This is a genomic window from Heyndrickxia sp. FW510-T9, assembly GCF_058781025.1.
Window position 1 is genome coordinate 41315 of the sequence record NZ_JBYSWK010000017.1, and the last position, 19293, is coordinate 60607.

The 19293-nt window shown below is 35.3% G+C and carries 15 protein-coding genes and 1 other annotated feature; of the genes, 14 read left to right on the forward strand and 1 reads right to left on the reverse strand.

Annotated elements, in window-relative coordinates:
• Positions 1-67 precede the first annotated feature (67 nt).
• The 12 genes from AC3WJF_RS10925 to AC3WJF_RS10980 all read left to right on the forward strand — a co-directional run bounded on the left by AC3WJF_RS10925 (position 68) and on the right by AC3WJF_RS10980 (position 16097).
• Entirely contained in the window at positions 68-1033 is a 966-nt protein-coding gene (locus tag AC3WJF_RS10925) for an ABC transporter permease (protein ID WP_492452036.1), read from the forward strand.
• 41 nt (positions 1034-1074) lie between these two features.
• Positions 1075-1929, forward strand: coding sequence for an ABC transporter permease (locus AC3WJF_RS10930; protein WP_492452105.1), 855 nt, complete (start codon positions 1075-1077; stop codon positions 1927-1929).
• Positions 1930-1948: 19 nt separating this feature from the next.
• Positions 1949-2962: an ABC transporter ATP-binding protein gene (locus AC3WJF_RS10935; RefSeq protein WP_492452038.1), complete on the forward strand. Its 1014-nt coding sequence runs from the start codon at positions 1949-1951 to the stop codon at positions 2960-2962.
• Positions 2955-3938 carry an ABC transporter ATP-binding protein gene (locus tag AC3WJF_RS10940; RefSeq protein WP_492452040.1) on the forward strand — a complete coding sequence of 328 codons (984 nt, stop codon included), beginning with the start codon at positions 2955-2957 and terminating at the stop codon, positions 3936-3938. Before AC3WJF_RS10935 ends, AC3WJF_RS10940 begins: the two co-directional genes overlap by 8 nt.
• Before the next feature lie 103 nt (positions 3939-4041).
• On the forward strand, positions 4042-4995 hold the full coding sequence (locus AC3WJF_RS10945) for a DUF1177 domain-containing protein (protein ID WP_492452042.1): 954 nt from the start codon (positions 4042-4044) through the stop codon (positions 4993-4995).
• A complete protein-coding gene (locus AC3WJF_RS10950) occupies positions 4988-6256 on the forward strand; it encodes a M20 family metallopeptidase (RefSeq protein WP_492452044.1) in 1269 nt (422 codons plus the stop codon). The genes AC3WJF_RS10945 and AC3WJF_RS10950 overlap by 8 nt, the downstream gene beginning before the upstream one ends.
• Before the next feature lie 47 nt (positions 6257-6303).
• The gene (locus tag AC3WJF_RS10955) at positions 6304-7065 is read left to right on the forward strand and encodes an IclR family transcriptional regulator (protein ID WP_492452046.1); all 762 of its coding nucleotides are present in this window, start codon (positions 6304-6306) and stop codon (positions 7063-7065) included.
• A 17-nt stretch (positions 7066-7082) separates the two neighbouring features.
• The gene (locus AC3WJF_RS10960; RefSeq protein ID WP_492452048.1) at positions 7083-8021 is read left to right on the forward strand and encodes an aminopeptidase; all 939 of its coding nucleotides are present in this window, start codon (positions 7083-7085) and stop codon (positions 8019-8021) included.
• A 258-nt stretch (positions 8022-8279) separates the two neighbouring features.
• Positions 8280-8822 carry a histidine phosphatase family protein gene (locus AC3WJF_RS10965; protein WP_492452050.1) on the forward strand — a complete coding sequence of 181 codons (543 nt, stop codon included), beginning with the start codon at positions 8280-8282 and terminating at the stop codon, positions 8820-8822.
• A 527-nt stretch (positions 8823-9349) separates the two neighbouring features.
• On the forward strand, positions 9350-11554 hold the full coding sequence (locus tag AC3WJF_RS10970; RefSeq protein WP_492452052.1) for an ATP-dependent helicase: 2205 nt from the start codon (positions 9350-9352) through the stop codon (positions 11552-11554).
• A 159-nt stretch (positions 11555-11713) separates the two neighbouring features.
• Positions 11714-13876 carry a bifunctional glycosyltransferase/CDP-glycerol:glycerophosphate glycerophosphotransferase gene (locus AC3WJF_RS10975; RefSeq protein WP_492452053.1) on the forward strand — a complete coding sequence of 721 codons (2163 nt, stop codon included), beginning with the start codon at positions 11714-11716 and terminating at the stop codon, positions 13874-13876.
• A gap of 101 nt (positions 13877-13977) precedes the next feature.
• Positions 13978-14191: a binding site (T-box leader), on the forward strand.
• A 43-nt stretch (positions 14192-14234) separates the two neighbouring features.
• Complete coding sequence (locus AC3WJF_RS10980; protein WP_492452055.1) at positions 14235-16097, forward strand: arginine--tRNA ligase; 1863 nt, start codon at positions 14235-14237, stop codon at positions 16095-16097.
• Positions 16098-16266: 169 nt separating this feature from the next.
• Here AC3WJF_RS10980 and AC3WJF_RS10985 read toward each other — a convergent pair whose 3' ends face one another.
• The gene (locus tag AC3WJF_RS10985) at positions 16267-17511 is read right to left on the reverse strand and encodes an ATP-binding protein (protein ID WP_492452057.1); all 1245 of its coding nucleotides are present in this window, start codon (positions 17509-17511) and stop codon (positions 16267-16269) included.
• Positions 17512-17731: 220 nt separating this feature from the next.
• Here AC3WJF_RS10985 and AC3WJF_RS10990 point away from each other — a divergent pair, with 220 nt between their 5' ends.
• Both AC3WJF_RS10990 and AC3WJF_RS10995 read left to right on the forward strand, forming a co-directional pair.
• Complete coding sequence (locus AC3WJF_RS10990) at positions 17732-18181, forward strand: ASCH domain-containing protein (RefSeq protein WP_492452058.1); 450 nt, start codon at positions 17732-17734, stop codon at positions 18179-18181.
• Positions 18182-18254: 73 nt separating this feature from the next.
• The gene (locus AC3WJF_RS10995; protein WP_492452060.1) at positions 18255-19256 is read left to right on the forward strand and encodes a phosphotransferase; all 1002 of its coding nucleotides are present in this window, start codon (positions 18255-18257) and stop codon (positions 19254-19256) included.
• Positions 19257-19293 lie beyond the last annotated feature (37 nt).

The window sequence follows — 19293 nt, forward strand, 5'->3', positions numbered from 1 at the left end:
AAACTTTGAAATAATTCATATTCTGAATCAATGTTTCAGATTGTGAAAATAAAAAGGGAGGTTACTCATGGGAAAATATATTATTAAGAGGATATTGGATCTTATTCCAACTATTTTAGTCGTTGCTGTCATTGTCTTTATTATTACTAGATTGATTCCCGGCGATCCTGCAAGGGTTATGCTTGGTCCACAGGCTAGTGTTGAAGATGTCTACAAGTTAAGGGAACAACTAGGGTTAAATAGTCCTTTATATGTTCAATTTTTCCATTACATAGGAGAACTGTTCAGAGGCAACTTAGGAGTTTCACTTTCTTATCATGAACCTATTGTTCAATTAATTATGGAGCGATTTCCAAACACTCTCGTTTTAGCCGTAAGTGCATTAATAATTGCTTTTTTTATAGGTGTTCCTGCAGGAATTATTTCAGCCTCCAAACAAAATTCTCTATTAGACTATGGGGTTATGCTTGTATCCCTAATTGGAGTATCGATGCCTATCTTCTGGTTAGGAGTTATGCTGGTCCTGTACTTTAGTGTTAATCTTGGATGGTTTCCAGCGACTGGAATGGGAGATATTGGTGAAGGGTTTATTTCTTATTTAAAACATTTAGTTTTACCAAGTATTACATTAGCAACTATTCCAATGGCCACATTTGCTCGAATTACCCGATCAAGTATGCTCGAGGTAATATCACTGGATTATATTAAAACAGCACGTGCTAAAGGACTAAATGAGTTTTGGGTTATATGTAAGCATGCCTTCAAGAATGCACTCACACCATTATTAACTGTGCTTGGGATGCAAATTTCCATGATGCTAGGCGGTGCAGTTTTAACAGAAACTATTTTTAGTTGGCCGGGTATGGGACGACTAATCGTTGATGCAATCGAAAAACGCGATTATGTAGTTGTACAAGGAACGGTTCTGTTTATTGCGGTTATCTTTGTATTGGTCAATCTTTTTGTTGACATCATGTATAAAGTTGTGAATCCAAGGGTGAACTATTCTTCCAATAAAGGAGGGACAAAATAATGTCTGCTGTTCAAGGTTCGATTACGCAAGTGGAACCAAATATGGAGATACAGGTTAAGAAAGAAGCAGGTCCATTTAAGAAGTTGATTCGTAATAGGTTGGCAGCCATTGGCCTTATTATTACTGTGGTTATGGTGGTAATCGCTATAATTGCCCCGTTAATTGCCCCTTATCCTCCAAACGAAATGAATGTGGCAAACTCTCTTGCCCCAATTGGTGCGAAAGGGCATTTATTAGGAACAGATAATTATGGTAGGGACTTGTTAAGCCGTCTTGTATATGGGGCGCGTATCTCTTTAATTGTTGGAATTTCAGCCGTTGTATTTGGCGCCATATTTGGTACCTTGTTAGGACTAGTTTCAGGATATTTCGGGGGATGGATCGATTCCATCATTATGAGGACAATGGATGGATTATTTGCTTTTCCTTTTATTCTGTTGGCAATTACATTAATGACGGTTTTAGGTCAAGGGTTAGTTAATGTAATCATAGCGATAGGAATCGCAAATATACCGGGATTCGCTAGAATTGTTCGCGGGCAAGTACTTAATGTAAAAGAGGAGGAATTCGTAGAAGTTACTATGTCTTTAGGTGCGACACACAATCGTATTCTTTTTAAGCATATTTTGCCTAACTGCTTAGCTCCATTGATTGTTTATGGAACGATGAGTGTTGCAGGAGCCATTATTTCAGAAGCAGCACTGAGCTTTTTAGGATTAGGTGTGCAACCTCCTACTGCTTCCTGGGGAAGCATCTTGAAAGATGGAAAAGACTTCATAGTTTTAAGTCCTCATATGGCTACATTTTCGGGCTTAGCAATTTTACTTACGGTCCTTGGGATAAACTTATTTGGTGATGGTCTAAGAGATGCTCTGGATCCAAAAATGAAAGTATAACAGTTGGAGGTGGTTCGTGATGTCAGAATTTCTACTGAAGGTTGAAGACTTGGAAGTCCATTTTCGATCATCATCATCTGTGGTGAAAGCAGTAAATGGTGTTAGTTTTACCTTAAATAAAAAAGAGACTCTAGGTATTGTTGGTGAATCAGGATCCGGGAAAAGTGTTACAGCAACTGCTTTACTCCGTCTTATTCCAAACCCACCAGGTAAAATTGTTGGAGGGAGGATTATGTTTGATAACAAAGATCTTCTTTCTTTAACTGAAAAAGAGATGCGGGAGGTTAGGGGAAATGAAATATCGATGATATTTCAGGATCCAATGACCAGTTTAAATCCTGTATTTCCTGTTGGAGATCAAATTATGGAGGCAGTTCGTACTCATCAAAAGGTTTCTAGAAAAGAAGCAAAAAAAGTGGCAATCGATATGCTGAAGCTTGTAGGAATTCCGGAAGCGGAAAAACGTATTAATATGTATCCTCATGAATTTTCAGGTGGTATGAGGCAACGTGCCATGATTGCTATAGCTCTTGCATGTAATCCTAAACTATTAATTGCTGATGAGCCTACAACAGCCCTTGATGTAACCGTTCAAGCACAAATTCTTGATTTAATGAGGCATTTGCAAGAAACAATCAATACTTCGATTATCATGATTACTCATGACCTAGGCATTATTTGGGAAATGTGTGATAAGGTTATTGTCATGTATGCAGGAAATACCGTTGAATCAGGTAATGTAAAGGATATATTTGACCATCCTCTTCATCCTTACACTTGGGGATTATTAGATTCGCAGATTACAAGTGATATTGAAAATAAGGATAGACTTGCTGCTATTCCGGGTACTCCACCAGATTTACGACAGGAAATTAGTGGCTGTCATTTTGCTAATCGCTGCCCTTATGCTAAAGATATTTGTTTTTCTAAGAAACCAAAATTAGTCGAGGTATCGGAAAGTCATTTTGTTTCCTGCCATTTTCAAACAATGGAAGAAAAGATGGAAAGAAAGGAGAAAGCGTATCATGGCTGAAGCAATTATTAAGGTGGAAAATTTAAAAAAGCATTTTCCAATTAAAGCCTCGCTTCCTTTCAAAAAGTCCAACCAAGCTGTAAAAGCGGTAGATGGTGTAAGTTTTGAGGTTTTTCGAGGGGAAACGCTTGGAATTGTTGGAGAATCTGGATGTGGGAAATCAACAATGGCTAGATTAATTAACCAATTGATCCGACCTACAGATGGAAAGGTGCTATTTAATGGAGAAGATTTAGCTTTAATGGGAACAAAGGAAATACGATCCTCTCGGAAAAATATTCAAATGGTGTTTCAAAATCCATATGCCTCACTGGATCCTAGAAAAACAATTGGTCAGCTAATCGCTGAACCATTGGAAATTCATCATGTCGGAAATAAAAAAATGCACAAAGAGCGAGTGCTTGAGTTACTAGAAGTAGTTGGACTAAGTAGTTATCACGCAAATCGTTATCCTCATGAGTTCTCTGGTGGACAACGTCAGCGGATTAATATTGCTCGTGCTCTTGCTTTAAATCCAGATGTCATTATTTGTGATGAACCTGTATCGGCTTTAGATGTTTCTGTTCAGGCACAAGTTATTAATTTATTAAAAGATTTACAAAAACAATTTAACTTAACCTATATTTTTATTTCACATGATTTGAATGTAGTTCGATATATGTGCGATAGAATTGCTGTTATGTATCTAGGAAAAATTGTCGAGGTGGGAAAATACAATGAAATTTATGAAGAGCCACTTCACCCATATACAAAGGCATTGTTGTCAGCTATTCCAAAAGAAAGCCCATATGAGAATAAAGAACGAATGCTGTTAAAAGGTGATGTACCAAGCCCTGTTAACCCGCCGCCAGGATGTTCCTTCCATCAAAGATGTCCATTTGCCATGGATATTTGTAAACGTGCAGTTCCTAATCTGGAACAGCATGGAGGAAAGCAGAAAGTTGCCTGTCATTTAATTAATCCCGTGCTGCAATAACAAAGGGCAGTTATATGGGATTTGAAAAGTAATAAGTAAATAGAAAATGAAAAGTGATATGTGATTCAAAAATTTTAACTATTTAAAAAATGGAGGAATTAAAATGTCATTAAAATATGTTATAGAAGTGTTAGATTTATTGGACAGTATTCATGCAACAGGAGAAAAGGTAAAATCTTATCTTGAAAAAATTTCAGACGATGGAATGATTACAGTTCAAACAGTGGAAGGGAAAGCAGGTTCAACAGATTTTATCAAAATTGTCATTCGAGGAGTAAATGGAAAACTGAATAGTGGAGATGCTCCAACTTTAGGTATTATTGGACGTTTAGGGGGAATAGGTGCTCGACCTGAAGTCAAGGGATTTGTATCAGATGGAGATGGCGCATTATCTTGTATTGCCTCTGCAGCAAAAATTCTTGATATGGCTGGTAAAGGAGACAGGCTAAAGGGAGATGTCATCCTAACAACACATATTTGTCCGACAGCACCGACATTACCACATGACCCAGTTCCATTCATGGATTCTCCCGTAGATATTCTGACAATGAACCAATATGAAGTTACCGAAGAAATGGATGCAATTTTATCAATTGACACCACAAAAGGAAATATGATCACTAATCATAAAGGTTTTGCCATTACGCCAACCGTAAAAGAAGGGTACATATTAAAAATTAGCAATGATTTGTTAAATATTTATACTCAATCTGTGGGGCGATTACCAGTTACCTTGCCAATTACAACACAAGATATTACTCCATATGGAAATGGTGTCTATCATGTAAACAGTATTCTACAGCCTGCTGTTGCCACAAAATGTCCTGTTGTCGGTATAGCAATTACAACAGAAACGGCTGTTGCTGGATGTGGAACTGGTGCTACCCACCCGACTGATGTAGAGCAGGTAGTCCGTTATGTGATTGAAGTTGCAAAGCAATTCGGTGAAAAAAATTGTTCATTTTTTGATCAGCAGGAATTTCTCCGTTTAGAAAATCTTTACGGAAAAATGATACATTTACAAACACAAGGTAATGGGGTGACTGCAAATGAGTGAAAAGGAATTATTAAAACAAAGATTAATAGATGAAGTGGGAGCAAGAAAAGATGAATTAATCGAGTTTTGTAGTTCTTTATTAAAAATACCTAGTGAAAATCCTCCGGGTGATTCTACTGTTATTTCTGAGTATATTGTAAACTACTTAAAACAATATGGATTAGAAACAGAATGGCACGAATCTTATGAGAAAATGTATAATCTGGTTTCTAGCATTGGCAATGAAAAGGGAAAAAGATTAATTTATTGTGGACACACAGATGTTGTCCCTGCAGGAGATCGTTCAAAGTGGGATTTTGATCCGTTCTCTGGAGATGTAAAGGATGGTTGGTTACTTGGCAGGGGAGCAAGTGATATGAAAGGCGGGTTGGCAGGAATCATCTTCGCTTTTACTTTACTGAATAGATTAAAGGTGAAACTGCCTGGAATGTTAACTTTAGCAATTGTTCCAGATGAGGAGACTGGTGGAGAATATGGAGTTCCATGGCTATTACAAAATGGAATTATTGAAGGAGATGGTTGTCTCATTGCGGAACCTTCATCACCATTAAATCCAACAATCGGCCAAAAAGGTTCCTACTGGTTTGAACTAGAAGTATTTGGTGAACCAGGTCATGGTAGCCTATCACCGCTAGCTGGTAAAAATGCAATCACCGATGCAATTGCGGCTATTGAAAAAATAAGAACTCTGTGGGATCTAAAGATTGAAATTCCAAAAGATGTTCAAGAGTTAATAGAAGTTACTAAAAAATATATGGTTGAAGTAGAAGAGGAACGAGAAAAATATCAGCCTGTAATAGAAAAAATTACAGTCAATATTGGCACAATTAATGGTGGGACGAAATCAAATGTGATACCAGAAAGCTGTAAAGTGCAAGTTGATTGTCGTTTACCGTTTGGTGTTACGCAAGAAGAGGTTACTGGTTATCTGCAAAAGAATCTTGATGAATTGGGAATTTCATATAAAATCCAACCATTTGGATTCAGAAGCAATGCCAATTTTACACCTGCTGATGATCCCGTATGCAAAGCCATAGTTGATAACATCTCATTTGTAACAGGGAATGAAGCTTACGGAGTTTTACAATGGGCAAGCAGTGATGCACGCCATTTCAGGGATTACGATATTCCAGTTTTACAATACGGACCTGCCTACTTACCAAGTATTCATGGATATAATGAAAGGGTACGTGTTGAGGATGTTGTCCGGTGTGCCAAAGTTTATATTGCAGCAGTAATTGATTTTCTTTATGATGAATAATGAATAAGATTATATAAAAGAGTAAGGGTGGGAGGAGGGCTATTTCCATGTTGAAAACATTAGATCTAGCACTTAAAGTGCTAATGATGTTTACAAGGGAAAAGCCGGTTTGGGGTGGAAGAGAATTAGCCAACCAACTGGGGATGCATCATACCAATATTTATCGGATTCTTGAAACATTAGAGAAAAATAGATTTATTTCGAAAGATAAAAATACAAAAAAATATTCTTTAGGTTACGCAACATGGGAAATTGGGACAATCATGTATGAAAACCTTAATGTAGATCAGTTGATTCTCCCTATTCTTGAAGAATTAAAAAATCACACAGGTGAATCAATCTTTCTTTCAATCTTAGATAGAGATGAAGCAGTCACCCTTGTGGCGGTAGAGCCCGAAAATAAGGTGAAATTTTCGGTTTCCGCCGGAAGTAGAGCTCCACTTTATGTCGGTGCTTCCTACAGGACAATTCTAGCTTACATGGATGAAGAATCTATTAAGACAGTAATAGATTCTGAGCTAGTACAGTATACACCGGAAACAATGACAGATCCGAATGAATTAAGAGCTGAATTGATAAAAATTAAGGGTGAAGGATGGGCTTTAAGTCAAAGTGAATATACACCTGATGTGGTTGCTCTAGCAGTACCTTTATTTGAACGGAATGAAATTATCGGATCAGTTACAGTGTCTGGCCCAACTTATCGAATGTCTGATGAGAAAATTGAAAAGTTTTTACCATTATTAAAAGAGGCAAGAGATAAAATCCAAGATGTAATCTACAAATTTCAATTGAAGCTAAAGGTTTAGTTTATCAAGGGGTGATTATGTTGGATAAATTGATTGAGGTTGCTAAATCGATACTAAAATTTAATTTAAATCTCAAAGACAATGAGGAGATTTTGATTGTCACGGATTCGGAGTCAAGGGAAGTCGCAAATATTTTTTATCTAGCAGGCATTGCTTTAGGAAATGAAACTTTATTGATAAAGATGGTGACGAGAAGTAAATCAGGTGAAGAGCCCCCTCGATCTGTAGCACAAGCTATGAAGGTTGCTGAAGTAGTTCTTTGTATTACCCACCATTCACTTACTCATACTAAGGCTAGAAAAGAAGCATCTGCAAATGGTGCAAGGGTTGCTACTATGCCAGGTATTACAATGGATATGTTGCAAGAAGGGGCAATTACAGCGGACTATGAAGAAGTAGAACAGCTTACGGAACAATACTGTTGTCTATTGGATAATGGAGATACAGTAATCATTGAAAAGGCAAGCACGAAATTAGTATTTTCAATTAAAGATCGCAAAGGTATCAAAAGTACCGGTGTCTTTCGTGAACAGGGAGAATCGGGTAACCTTCCATCAGGTGAAAGTTATATAGCACCTGTAGAAGACTCCGCAAATGGAACCATCATGATTGATGGATCAATTGCAGGGATTGGTGTTTTAAGTGAACCTATAACTCTTACAATAGAGAATGGTCGGCTGATTAATGCCACCGGAAAAGAGGGCAAGCGGCTACTTCAAATACTCGGAGACGAAAATGGAAGAATCATAGCAGAATTTGGGATTGGAACGAATAGCAAGGCAAGGTTAACGGGTAATGTATTAGAAGATGAAAAAGTACTTGGAACCGTCCATATTGCATTCGGAAGCAATAAACCTTTTGGTGGAATGAATGAAGCAGGAGTACATATTGATTGTGTTATTAAAAATCCTCTAGTGCATATTGATGGAGAGAAACTTATATTACACAAATTTTAGAGTTATCTATATATGCATTTTTATAATATTTAACCGACTTCCATTAATAAGAGTAAGTCGGTTTTTTTTATTAGAGTATCCTAGTCAGCTTAATCTTCAGTGTTGAGCATTTCATGTTTTAGTCCTTATTTCTTCTTACTAGAAAATCTTTTAGTTATTTATGTGTAATGGATAACTCATTTATGATATAAATTATTTAATATGAATTTTTTAGTGAATTTTCACACTATCTGAAGAATGTTGAAAGGGTGGTATCTTATGTATAAAACAATCTATCTTGTTCGCCATTGCAAAGCAGAAGGACAAGCATTTGATGCACAACTAACCCCAATAGGGATATCGCAATCCGAGATGTTAACTGAGTTTTTATTAGATAAACAAATAGATTTAATCATTTCCAGTCCATATAGAAGAGCGATACAATCTATTAAACCATTAGCAGATAGGATGGGTTTACAAATAAAAGAGGATGAGCTCCTTTCAGAAAGAGTTTTAAGTTCACCAGATAACGAGGATTGGTTTAAAATGCTTGAACATTCATTTAATGATTTGGATATTTGCTACGAAGGTGGAGAATCAAGCAGGCAGGCAATGAATCGTGGCATTGAAGTAATAGAGGAAGTTTTAAAGGGACCATCAAATAATATTGTGATAGCATCGCACGGAAATTTGATGTCCTTAATGTTAAAGCATTTTGATCAATCTTTTGGGTTTGAAGAGTGGAAAGCTCTCTCTAATCCAGACGTATTTTGTTTAAAGTTTAATGGAACTTCTACACAAATAAATCGAATATGGAATTAAGATAAACTTTTAGTTATCTACTGTAAGAATACATGTTAGCCTGCTAAGAGCAAATTCATAGAAGTATATTTTAATAGAAAAATGAATTCCGCTTATGTAGAGCACTAGGAAAAAGTACATGTTTTAAGCGCTTCCCCCCAATTTGTTAAATAACTGGGGAGCTTTTTTATGTAATGTATTCATCAGGATAGTAGACAATCATAGATTATCACCGAGACAATGTCTTTTTATTAAACTTATTAAAGCCAAAGTAATCAAAAATATCGAGGGAGATGTCCTTAAACAAGCTTCTAATGACCAACATGGTTAAAAATATCGTGATACTTGTCCTTATAGATGGAAAAAGAATTATCTTTGGGTGTGAAGGGCATTAAACGATTTGTTGACAGGATTTTATTTGAAAGATTAGTGTTTCTGAATTATATTTCTTATGAAATATATATTGTATCTGCTTCAATGTATTGTAGTCCCGAGCAATTCACAGGTGTTATAATAAAATAATAGAATTGGTGAAGGGAAAGTATGCAATGAAGGTAAGGAAAGATTTTTTAAACGGCAAGCAGAATGAAATAGGAGTGTCTCTTAATGAGGTGCAGAAAAGCGCGGTGCTACAAACAGAGGGTCCATTGTTATTATTGGCATCTCCTGGATCAGGGAAAACCACTACGATTATTATGCGGATTGGATATTTAATAGAAGAAAAAGGGATAAACCCTAAAAGAATTAAGGCGGTTACTTTTAGCAAGGCTTCTGCTATCGACATGGTGGAGCGTTTCAAACGACTTTTCCCTCATCTACCACCTGTAGATTTTTCCACTATCCACAGCTTTGCTTTTGAGGTGGTACGAGATCATTACCGAAAAACAGGGGTTTCTTATCAGATTATTGAAGGTGAGACAGGAGATTTCAAGGCTTCTCTTTTACATAAAAAAATCATTCTACGAAATATTTTCAAAAATATAGTTGGCGAAAATATTACGGATGATCAATTAGATGAACTGACAACCTACATTAGTTTTATCAAAAATAAAATGATTCCTCTAAATAAATGGGGACAAGTGAAAGTGGATGTTCCGGAAGCAGAGAAAATCTTTCGGGAGTATGAGGCTTTCAAAAAAACGGGATATCATAAGTTGTTACTCGATTATGATGATATGCTTGCCCTTGCTGAGCATGTTTTGGAAATTAACGAAGAAATCCTACAGTTTTATCAAGATCGTTATGATTATGTCTTAACAGATGAAAGCCAAGATACTTCTTTGGTGCAGCATAAGGTTATCGAAAAATTAGTGAAGAAGCATACAAATCTTTGTGTAGTGGCTGATGATGACCAGTCCATCTATAGCTGGCGTGGTGCAGAACCCTCGTACCTTTTAAACTTCAAGGAGGTATATCCGAATGCCAGTATTCTTTTCATGGAACAAAATTATCGGTCAACAAAGGATATTGTGGACATAGCCAATCAGTTTATCAAGCGAAATAAGAATCGCTATAACAAAAATATGTTTACCCAAAATTTATCGCATCACCCAATCGAAATCAAAAGTTTCCCGAACTATTTAAATCAAGCAAAGTATTTAGTAGAGGAGATAGGGAAGGCTGATAATCTTGCAGAGGTAGCTGTGTTATACCGAAATAATTCATCGTCCATTGCTCTAATGAATGAGTTTGAGCGGGCGGGAATCCCTTTTTACATGAAGGATGCAGATAATCGATTCTTTTCACATTGGGTAGTGGACGATATTCTAAATTTCATGCGAATGACGTTTACGGATAAACGTACGGACATTTTAGAGAAAATCCATTTAAAATTTAATGGATACATTAGCAAAAAACAAATGGAGAAATTAAAAGAAATCCATAATAATGAGTCAGTTTTTGATAATTTATTAAAATTTGTTCCGCTTCAGGAATATCAAGTGAAGCTTTTAACCGAAAGCAAAGAAACGTTTCAGGAAATGAAAGGCATGCCACCGCTGCATGCAATTAGAGTTATTCGAGAACGTTTAGGTTATGAGAAAGCGATTGAAAAAATGTGTGAGCGACTTGGGTTCCGAAAAGAATACTTGCTTGGAATCTTAAATACATTAGAGGAAATTGCAATTGGGTTAGAAACGATGGAGGAGTTCGCGGGTCGTCTAAAGTATTTGGAGTCTGTTCTTAAAAATGCTAGATTCAAAAAAGGACAGAATGTAGTAACGTTCTCCACGTTTCATAGTTCGAAGGGGTTAGAGTTTGAAAGAGTATATATGATTGACCTAATCGACGGAATCATTCCGACTTCTGACGACTCCAAAAGTGGAGCAGCAAGAGACGATGCCATGGAAGAAGCGGTTCGGTTGTTCTATGTTGGGATGACCAGAGCGAAAAAACATCTGGAACTCATTAGTTATAAGGAAAGAGATGGACAAATAGTGCAGGAATCTCCATTTGTATCGCAAGTAAAAAAAATAATAAATCCAGAATTCGAAAAGCTGATAAATAATAATACGGATACATCGAAAAATAATAGAGTAATAAGAGTAGGAAATACAATCATTCCGTACAATCCAAATGCTATAAGGGATCAGAAAGAATTGTTGCCGGAAATAGAGGTCAAACACCGAGTCTTTGGATGTGGGGAAATAATAGTAGTTAAAGAGGAAACAGTCGAAATTCGGTTTCAATCAGGTGTCAAAAACCTTGCAGTTAAGACATGTTTAGAAATGGGATTGTTAGAAGCAGTACATTAAGAATGCTGATTTTCCAACCTTTTTCAGGTGACTTGACGATAACTTTATGGTAGCGTATAACATAAATAATAGTTAGTACATTTATAGGAAATTATTAATTTATTGAATAGATGAAGTTTCAAACTATTGAATCGATTAATGTGAAAGGATATGAAGCAAATGAAGATATCCGTAATCATTCCGGTGTTTAATACAGCAGAATTTTTGCCGGAATGCTTGGAGTCAGTAATAGATCAGACATATAACAACATAGAAATAATAGTAATTAATGATGGATCTACTGATAATTCCTCCAACATTATAGAAGAATACGCAAAAAAGGATACTAGAATTATTAGTAGTTCTTTCCCTTTTCGAAAGGGTGTTGGTGCTGCTAGAAACTATGGTGTAAGTCAATCTACTGGCAATTATATATACTTTTTGGATAGTGATGATTATATTGAAAGTTCTACATTAGAGAAACTCCTAGACAATATTAACGACTGTAGTCTCATAGCCGGTCGAAATAAAAAAATCAAAAAGAAAAAAGATACATATCAATTAGATGAAATTGAGAGTAGGGTAATTTCCAAAAACAGTCTGTCACATTTCAAAAAAATATCCATCACTCATCATTTAATCTCAAAAGAATTTTTTATATCAAACAATTTTCTTTTCAGTGAAAATGTAAATTGCTACTCAGAATTACCAGTTATTAATGCTATATTAAAATTGATAGATGAAATACCATATGTGAATGATAGCTTGTATTTCAAAAGACTAAGAAATGACCCAATTTCAAATCCGGCATTAATGCAATCTAGTAGAGAACAAAAATTATTAGATTTTATTTCTGTATATAATGATTTAAAGGACAAGGAAGAGGAAAATTCGCTAATTGATAAATTCTTAGATCGGAAATTTCTAAATATTTATCGAAAAAATATTGTCATGTTATTTGCTAATAAAAGCAATATTGATAACTATTTTGATTTATTATCTGATTCTGCAAAAAAGATTTCCCAAAAAAATATAAAAAATACGAACATTGTTGTGAAGAGGGAAATAAAATTATTAGCAAATGAGAAGAAAGAAAAATTTTCGAAATTATTATCATTTCATCATATTGCTAGGAATTTAAAGCGTGCAATTAGTGGAAGAACTAAAATGCGCTTATTTATTTATAATTCCATTTTGTTAAAAATGCCGATGAGAGAAAAAACGATTGTTTTTGAAAGCTTCTTAGGAAAGAATTACTCGGATAGTCCTAAATACATATATGAATACATGAATAATGAAAACTTGGATTTTGAGTATGTATGGATATTTAATCGAAAGGTCAAAGATATTCCAGGGAACCCAAAACAAATTAAACGTTTTAGTTTATCTTATTATTATTATTTGGCAACTGCGAAATATTGGGTTAGTAACTCAAGATTGCCGCTTCATTTAAAGAAAAGAGAGGGTAATATATATCTTCAAACATGGCATGGCACTCCATTAAAAAAGCTAGTCTTTGATATGAATGATATATACTCTGCTAATCCCAATTATAAAAAGCATTTCTATGAACAATCTAGAAGATGGGATTATCTTATTTCACCAAATCAATACTCTACCGATATCTTTAAGAGGGCATTCAAATTTGATAAGACCGTTTTGGAATTTGGCTATCCTAGAAATGACATTTTGTATCACAAAGACCGGGATTCTATAGCTAACAATATAAAGCGAAAATTAGGTATTCCATCGGATAAGAAAGTTGTATTATATGCTCCGACTTGGCGAGATGACGAATTTTATGAACCAGGTAAATATAAATTTAATTTGCAGCTAAATCTCCAAGAAATGAAAGAAAAACTGGGAGATCAATATGTTATCCTGTTGCGAATGCATTATTTCATCGCAGATAATATTGAAACTACAGGAGCGGAAGGATTTGCATATAACTTATCGAAATACGATGATATTGCAGAGCTCTATTTAATATCCGATATATTAATCACTGACTACTCTTCTGTCTTTTTTGACTATGCAAATTTAAAAAGACCAATTTTATTCTATACATATGATCTTGAAAAATACCGGGATACATTAAGAGGGTTTTATATTAATATTGAAACTGATGTCCCTGGTCCACTGCTATATACTTCAGAACAGGTTATTGATGCAGTGATGAATATTGAGAATGTAATAGAAAAATATAAGGATCGTTATGAGAAATTTTATCAAACGTATTGTGATTGGGATAATGGAGATGCATCTGTGAAAGTTGTAGAGAACGTTTTTTTACAAGAGACTAAGCAGCTTTATAAGGATAATAGTCTCACAATGAATAATTAGTTTTGTCTTCTTTAAATTAAGTTCAAAGGAAGCTAATTTTTCTGTCTAAATTTTAAAGTTTGACTTTTTTATGGAATCGGATATAATGTTTTCAATATATTTTATATTCGAGGATTGGGAGAGTAACTGTTGAAGAACGTCAAAGCGAGCCGGAATGGTGGGAGCCGGTACAGTGTTAACAGTGAAACGGACCCATAAGAATGATTTCTGAATGGTTAGTAGGAAGTCACGGCTAAGACCGTTATCTTTTGAGTGGTTAAATGTATGTTTAACAACAAGAGTGGTACCGCGAATGCAAAAGCCTTCGTCTCTTTTTTAGAGACGAAGGCTTTAATTTTTTTAAAGGAGGTTTTTTAAAGTGATAAGCCAGTTGATTACAAGCAGTATCGAAAAAACTGTGAAGGATCTTTTGGATGAAAAGGGTCTTAGCAGTAACGATGACTTAAAAATTAGTGTCGAGCAGCCAGCTCATTTAGAGCATGGTGACTATTCTACGAATGTTGCTATGCAGCTTGCCAAAGTCTTTCGCAAGCCACCAATACAAATTGCGAACATATTGAAAATCAAACTGGAACAAGACGGTTTCATAGATAATTTGGTTCGAAAAATCGAAATTGCCTCTCCAGGATTTATTAATATGTATATCGATTGGAGCGAATGGGCTAAGAGAGAATTTACTTTACCACCTAGTAATGGAGAAAAGGTAGTATTAGAGCATACATCCATCAATCCTAACAAATCTGCACATATTGGTCACCTAAGAAACGCTTGTATTGGCGATTCCCTCGTGAGACTCTTAAAAAGAGCTGGATATAATGTGGAAGTGCATAATTATATTGATGACTTGGGAAATCAGCTTGCTGACACGGTTGTTGGTTTATTGAATATTTCTCATAAAAATGAGCAATCACGTTTTGGCGATTATTGCTGGGATATTTATTCTAAAGTGAATAAAGAATACAAACAAAACCCAAAATTACTTGAACAAAGGATAAATGTACTTCATTCGTTGGAGACAGGGAACGAGAACTTATCTTGGATAGGGCTACTAGTAGCTGAAGGGATTGTCCATGAACATCTTGAAGAAATGAATGAATTTGGCATTGTCTATGATTTGCTGGTATGGGAAAGCAATATTGTTAGGGAAGGATTTTGGGAATCAGCTTTTAGCTTACTAAACGAAACTTCGCAATTTTATCAAGAAACTTCCGGCAAATTAAAAGGGTGTTGGGTATTAAAACAACCTTCATCAGATGTAGACAATACAGAATCAGATCATAGTATGGATAAAGTGTTAGTCCGTTCAAACGGTATATTGACCTATACAGCTAAAGATATTGCTTATCATCTATGGAAATTTGGCTTACTAGAAAAGGACTTCCAATACAAACGCTTTTCAGAAGGGCTTTGGACGACGAATCGGAAAGGAATCCATACACCATTTGGTCAAGCGGATATCGTAATAAATGTCATTGATCACAGACAAGAATATCCGCAAACAATGGTAAAGCAAGCACTTGAAAACTTAGGATATAGCAAACAAGCGGAGAAGCTTCGTCATGTCAGTTATGGAGTAGTTTCATTAAGTCCAGGGGCTGCAGAGGAACTTGGAATAGATACTACAGATGGCAAATCGTCGTACGCAATGTCCGGAAGACAGGGAATTGGGATCAAAATATCCGATTTACTGGATCTGATGGAAGAGATAATTGAGAAGAAACGTTCAGATAAGAATGGTTTGCCTAGCAGAATGATTGCAGCAGCAGCTATTCGTTACTACCTACTTCGATTTAGCTTATTAACCGAGGTCGTTTTTGATATCCAACAGGCGACAGAAGTAACCGGAAATACTGGTGTATATTTAATGTATTCTCATGCCCGTGCAGTTAGCATCTTGAATAAAGCTGAGGATGAATTAAATATGAAGCCAAAAGTACCGGCCACGATAAATCAAATGGAAAAACCTGAATACGCATTACTGAGACATATTGCAATTTGGCAGGATACCCTTTATACAGCCTGTAATGAACTATCTCCAAATATGATATGTAATTACGCTTATGAGCTGGCAACATTATTCAACAACTTTTATGTTGTTTGTCCAATAATTAAAGCTGATAACGACAAGAAAAATTTTAGACTTTGGCTCACCTTGAAATTCAAGAAAACAATCGCTGAAGCACTTTCGGTTCTTGGGATACCAGCTCCAAGCCGTATGTGAAATTTATTAAAAAAGAGTAGGGATAAGGGAATAGATTGTCCCTTATCCCACTAATGGAAGAGATTGTGGTTGTCATGATTAATCATCATTTTAGCCCATTCATTTCGATGGTGTGGCGAGCAATGTCTTGGGCCAGTAGACATTCAAGCAAGTAGACTTTCTACAGTTTTCAAGGTTGGACGGGAATTTTTAATAGAAAGGTCGTTCCTTTTCCAATATGACTATTGATTTCAATAGTTCCCTTTACTTTATTGATGGTGCTGTACACCATAAGCATACCGAGCCCTGTTCCTTTTTCCTTAGTAGAGTAATAGGGCTTGCCTAAACGAGAAATTTGCTCTCGAGTCATGCCGATTCCAGTATCTTTAATTTTGATGATGATATGCTGCTTTTTTTCTGAGACATCAATCAGTAAAATACCGCCATCGGAGTCCTTCATCGCTTCAATACCATTTTTATATAAATTTATTAAACATTGCTGGATTTGATTTTGGTCATATCTTGTATTTAGCGTGTTATGAAAATGAAATTGGACATCTACTTTGTGCATGCTAGCATAAGGAATGAGTAGATTTTTTGCATATTCAGTTTCAGCAAAGAAATTGGAATAGACCATATTTTCGGATTGAGGCTTTGCAAAGGAAAGATAATCACTCACGATTTTCTCTGCTCGATGTAATTCTTGTAAAGATAATTCAATATACCTCCTTTCTTCCTGTGTGATGGTTTTTGATTTTTTTAAAAGCTGTAAAAAACCGCTCGTAACCGTAAGCGGATTTCTAATTTCATGAGAAACGCTAGCCGATAATTCACTCACAACATTTAATCTCTCCGATTGTACAAATAGCTCACGATTTTTCATATTGATGATAATTTTTTCAATTAAGACGGTAATGACTAGTATTGCTCCTACAGTGGTCGTTAATGTTGAAAAAGTAATATACCAGAACTTGCGATCTAGTTCTTCATAAAATGTACTTAATGAGATCAAGTAAAGAGCCGAATTTAAAAAACATATAAACCCTGCACAAATCACTCGACTGTTAGAATTCAATTTCACAAATTTGCGGTGTAATAATGGAATTACAAGAAAGGCAACACTTGAAAAAATCAGGGAATTCAGTGTTCCTTCTCCACCAATGTAGAATCGATAAATATTTAATACGATATAAAGAGGAAAAACATATTTATATCCCCCATAAAGTGCCACAATAATAAATGGAATGTACCGTAAATCAATAATAAATCCAAGGGATAATTTAATAGGCATGGTGATACATAGAATCATTGTCAACGCTGGTAACAAAATTAGCACGATTTTATTATAAGAATGTGGTCGATGTTCAAAGAAAATAAGAAAAATTAAAACTGGTATCAATAAAAATAAAAAATTTAAAAGTAATGTCTCAAACAATGGAGTGCTTCCTTTCGGATCTTGGTTATATATAAGGATTGTAACACAACCTTAATAATACTAGAATTTGAAATTAACGTTTCCATTCGGCATTGTACAAATGTCGTTCCTTTTCCTTATGTATTTCTTGAAATGAAGTAATCTGGGAGGAATTATGTTGTGTATTACCGAATTTTTTAAAAGTGGAAGAAATGAATTTTTTTAAAAGGTGGATAACACTATGAATAGTGAAGCACAAATTTATTGGAATGAATTTTGGGGAAATAAAGATAAGCCTCAATCGGTTAGTGCGTGGCAATTTGGATCCAATCCAGATTATCTTGCCCAATTAGTTATCGATGGGATAAAAACGGCAACCTGCTCTGCGCACATTTTTTATGAGCTTGAAGGTGAGCCATTACCTACTACGGATGATTATAGCATTATTTTAAACAGTGATGAGAAACCCGTTGCCATTATAAAAACCATTGATGTCAAGATTCTACCAATGAATGAAGTACCGGTGGATTTTGCTATTGCCGAAGGAGAAGGAGATCGAACATATCGATATTGGAAGGATGAGCATGAAAAATTCTTTCAATATGAATTGAAGAAAATAGGGAAAGAATTCAGTGAAGATTTGTTACTTGTTTGTGAGCGCTTTGAAGTAATAGATGTTAAAGGTGTTTAAGAAAAAATTTTTTCTGAAGGCTGGTAATGAAAGAGGAGTATTATCTTCCTTATAACAATGTTGGGAGAGATATGTGATAGAAACCATAATGAAAACACCCGAAAGTGTATATGTAGACATAAAAGAAGCAGTAGAAAATATATTTGGCCTGCAAATATATAATCCTTCAAAACTAAATTTAGGCTTACTAAATCTCAAATGGAAAGTAGAGTCCGAAGAAGGGATATTTGTAATTAAACAGTTTAACGAAGAACGTTATAAGAAGTATGATATAAAAAAAGTGTCTTTAGAACAAGATATTGCCATTCGTGAACAATTGAGGCAGTACGAAAATGGAACCCCATGCCCGAAAATCCTAGCACTTAATGGGAACGTCATACATACTACACTTCTAGGTGAGAGGTTTATTATGATGGAGCATATGGCTGGAGAAAATCTTTTACCTGGGACGTTAAATGAAATGCAAATGTATAACTTAGGTAGAAATACAGGGCAAATGCACAATGTCTTTAATGATGGTACTTACGATGTAATCAATACTCCAAAATTCGTACCTCCAAGTCGTGAACAGCGATTAGAACATTGGAATTTACTATATCAAAATGTTCAAGGAAACAATCAACTTCTGAGTTTAGTAGAGTCACAAATCAAAGCAGCAGAACAATTTGATATAGACACGCTTAATTCATGTGATACTGGATGGGCACATAGAGACTTATGGGTAGACAATTTATTATTTGCTGGTAATCAACTATCAGCCATTCTCGATTTTGACCGTTGTGCATTTGATTATCCTGAATTAGACATTGCAAGGGCGATTATGTCAGGGGCATTGAAGGAACAACAATTTCATGTAAAGTCCGCTATTGCGTTCATGGATGGATATCGAACGAAACGAAAGCTTAAGAGCGGAACTTTGGTTCGTTGCCTTCAACTATTGTGGTATTTAGAAAGTACTTGGTGGGTAACACCTCAATTAAATCAAGAAAGATATCAAGAGGTTCAATTTCAAAATGAGATGACATGGCTAGCGGAAAATCTTTTCGGATTATCAGAGATGTTTGGTGATTTATAAGAGTTACTTAAATATGTTAAATAAATTTCTTAAGGCG

What these genes read in the sequence shown, in the direction of transcription:
- AC3WJF_RS10925 (WP_492452036.1), top strand. Translation starts at nt 68, where the DNA reads ATGGGAAAATATATTATTAAGAGGATATTGGATCTTATTCCAACTATT.
- AC3WJF_RS10930 (WP_492452105.1), top strand. Translation starts at nt 1,075, where the DNA reads ATGGAGATACAGGTTAAGAAAGAAGCAGGTCCATTTAAGAAGTTGATT.
- AC3WJF_RS10935 (WP_492452038.1), top strand. Translation starts at nt 1,949, where the DNA reads ATGTCAGAATTTCTACTGAAGGTTGAAGACTTGGAAGTCCATTTTCGA.
- AC3WJF_RS10940 (WP_492452040.1), top strand. Translation starts at nt 2,955, where the DNA reads ATGGCTGAAGCAATTATTAAGGTGGAAAATTTAAAAAAGCATTTTCCA.
- AC3WJF_RS10945 (WP_492452042.1), top strand. Translation starts at nt 4,042, where the DNA reads ATGTCATTAAAATATGTTATAGAAGTGTTAGATTTATTGGACAGTATT.
- AC3WJF_RS10950 (WP_492452044.1), top strand. Translation starts at nt 4,988, where the DNA reads ATGAGTGAAAAGGAATTATTAAAACAAAGATTAATAGATGAAGTGGGA.
- AC3WJF_RS10955 (WP_492452046.1), top strand. Translation starts at nt 6,304, where the DNA reads ATGTTGAAAACATTAGATCTAGCACTTAAAGTGCTAATGATGTTTACA.
- AC3WJF_RS10960 (WP_492452048.1), top strand. Translation starts at nt 7,083, where the DNA reads ATGTTGGATAAATTGATTGAGGTTGCTAAATCGATACTAAAATTTAAT.
- AC3WJF_RS10965 (WP_492452050.1), top strand. Translation starts at nt 8,280, where the DNA reads ATGTATAAAACAATCTATCTTGTTCGCCATTGCAAAGCAGAAGGACAA.
- AC3WJF_RS10970 (WP_492452052.1), top strand. Translation starts at nt 9,350, where the DNA reads ATGAAGGTAAGGAAAGATTTTTTAAACGGCAAGCAGAATGAAATAGGA.
- AC3WJF_RS10975 (WP_492452053.1), top strand. Translation starts at nt 11,714, where the DNA reads ATGAAGATATCCGTAATCATTCCGGTGTTTAATACAGCAGAATTTTTG.
- AC3WJF_RS10990 (WP_492452058.1), top strand. Translation starts at nt 17,732, where the DNA reads ATGAATAGTGAAGCACAAATTTATTGGAATGAATTTTGGGGAAATAAA.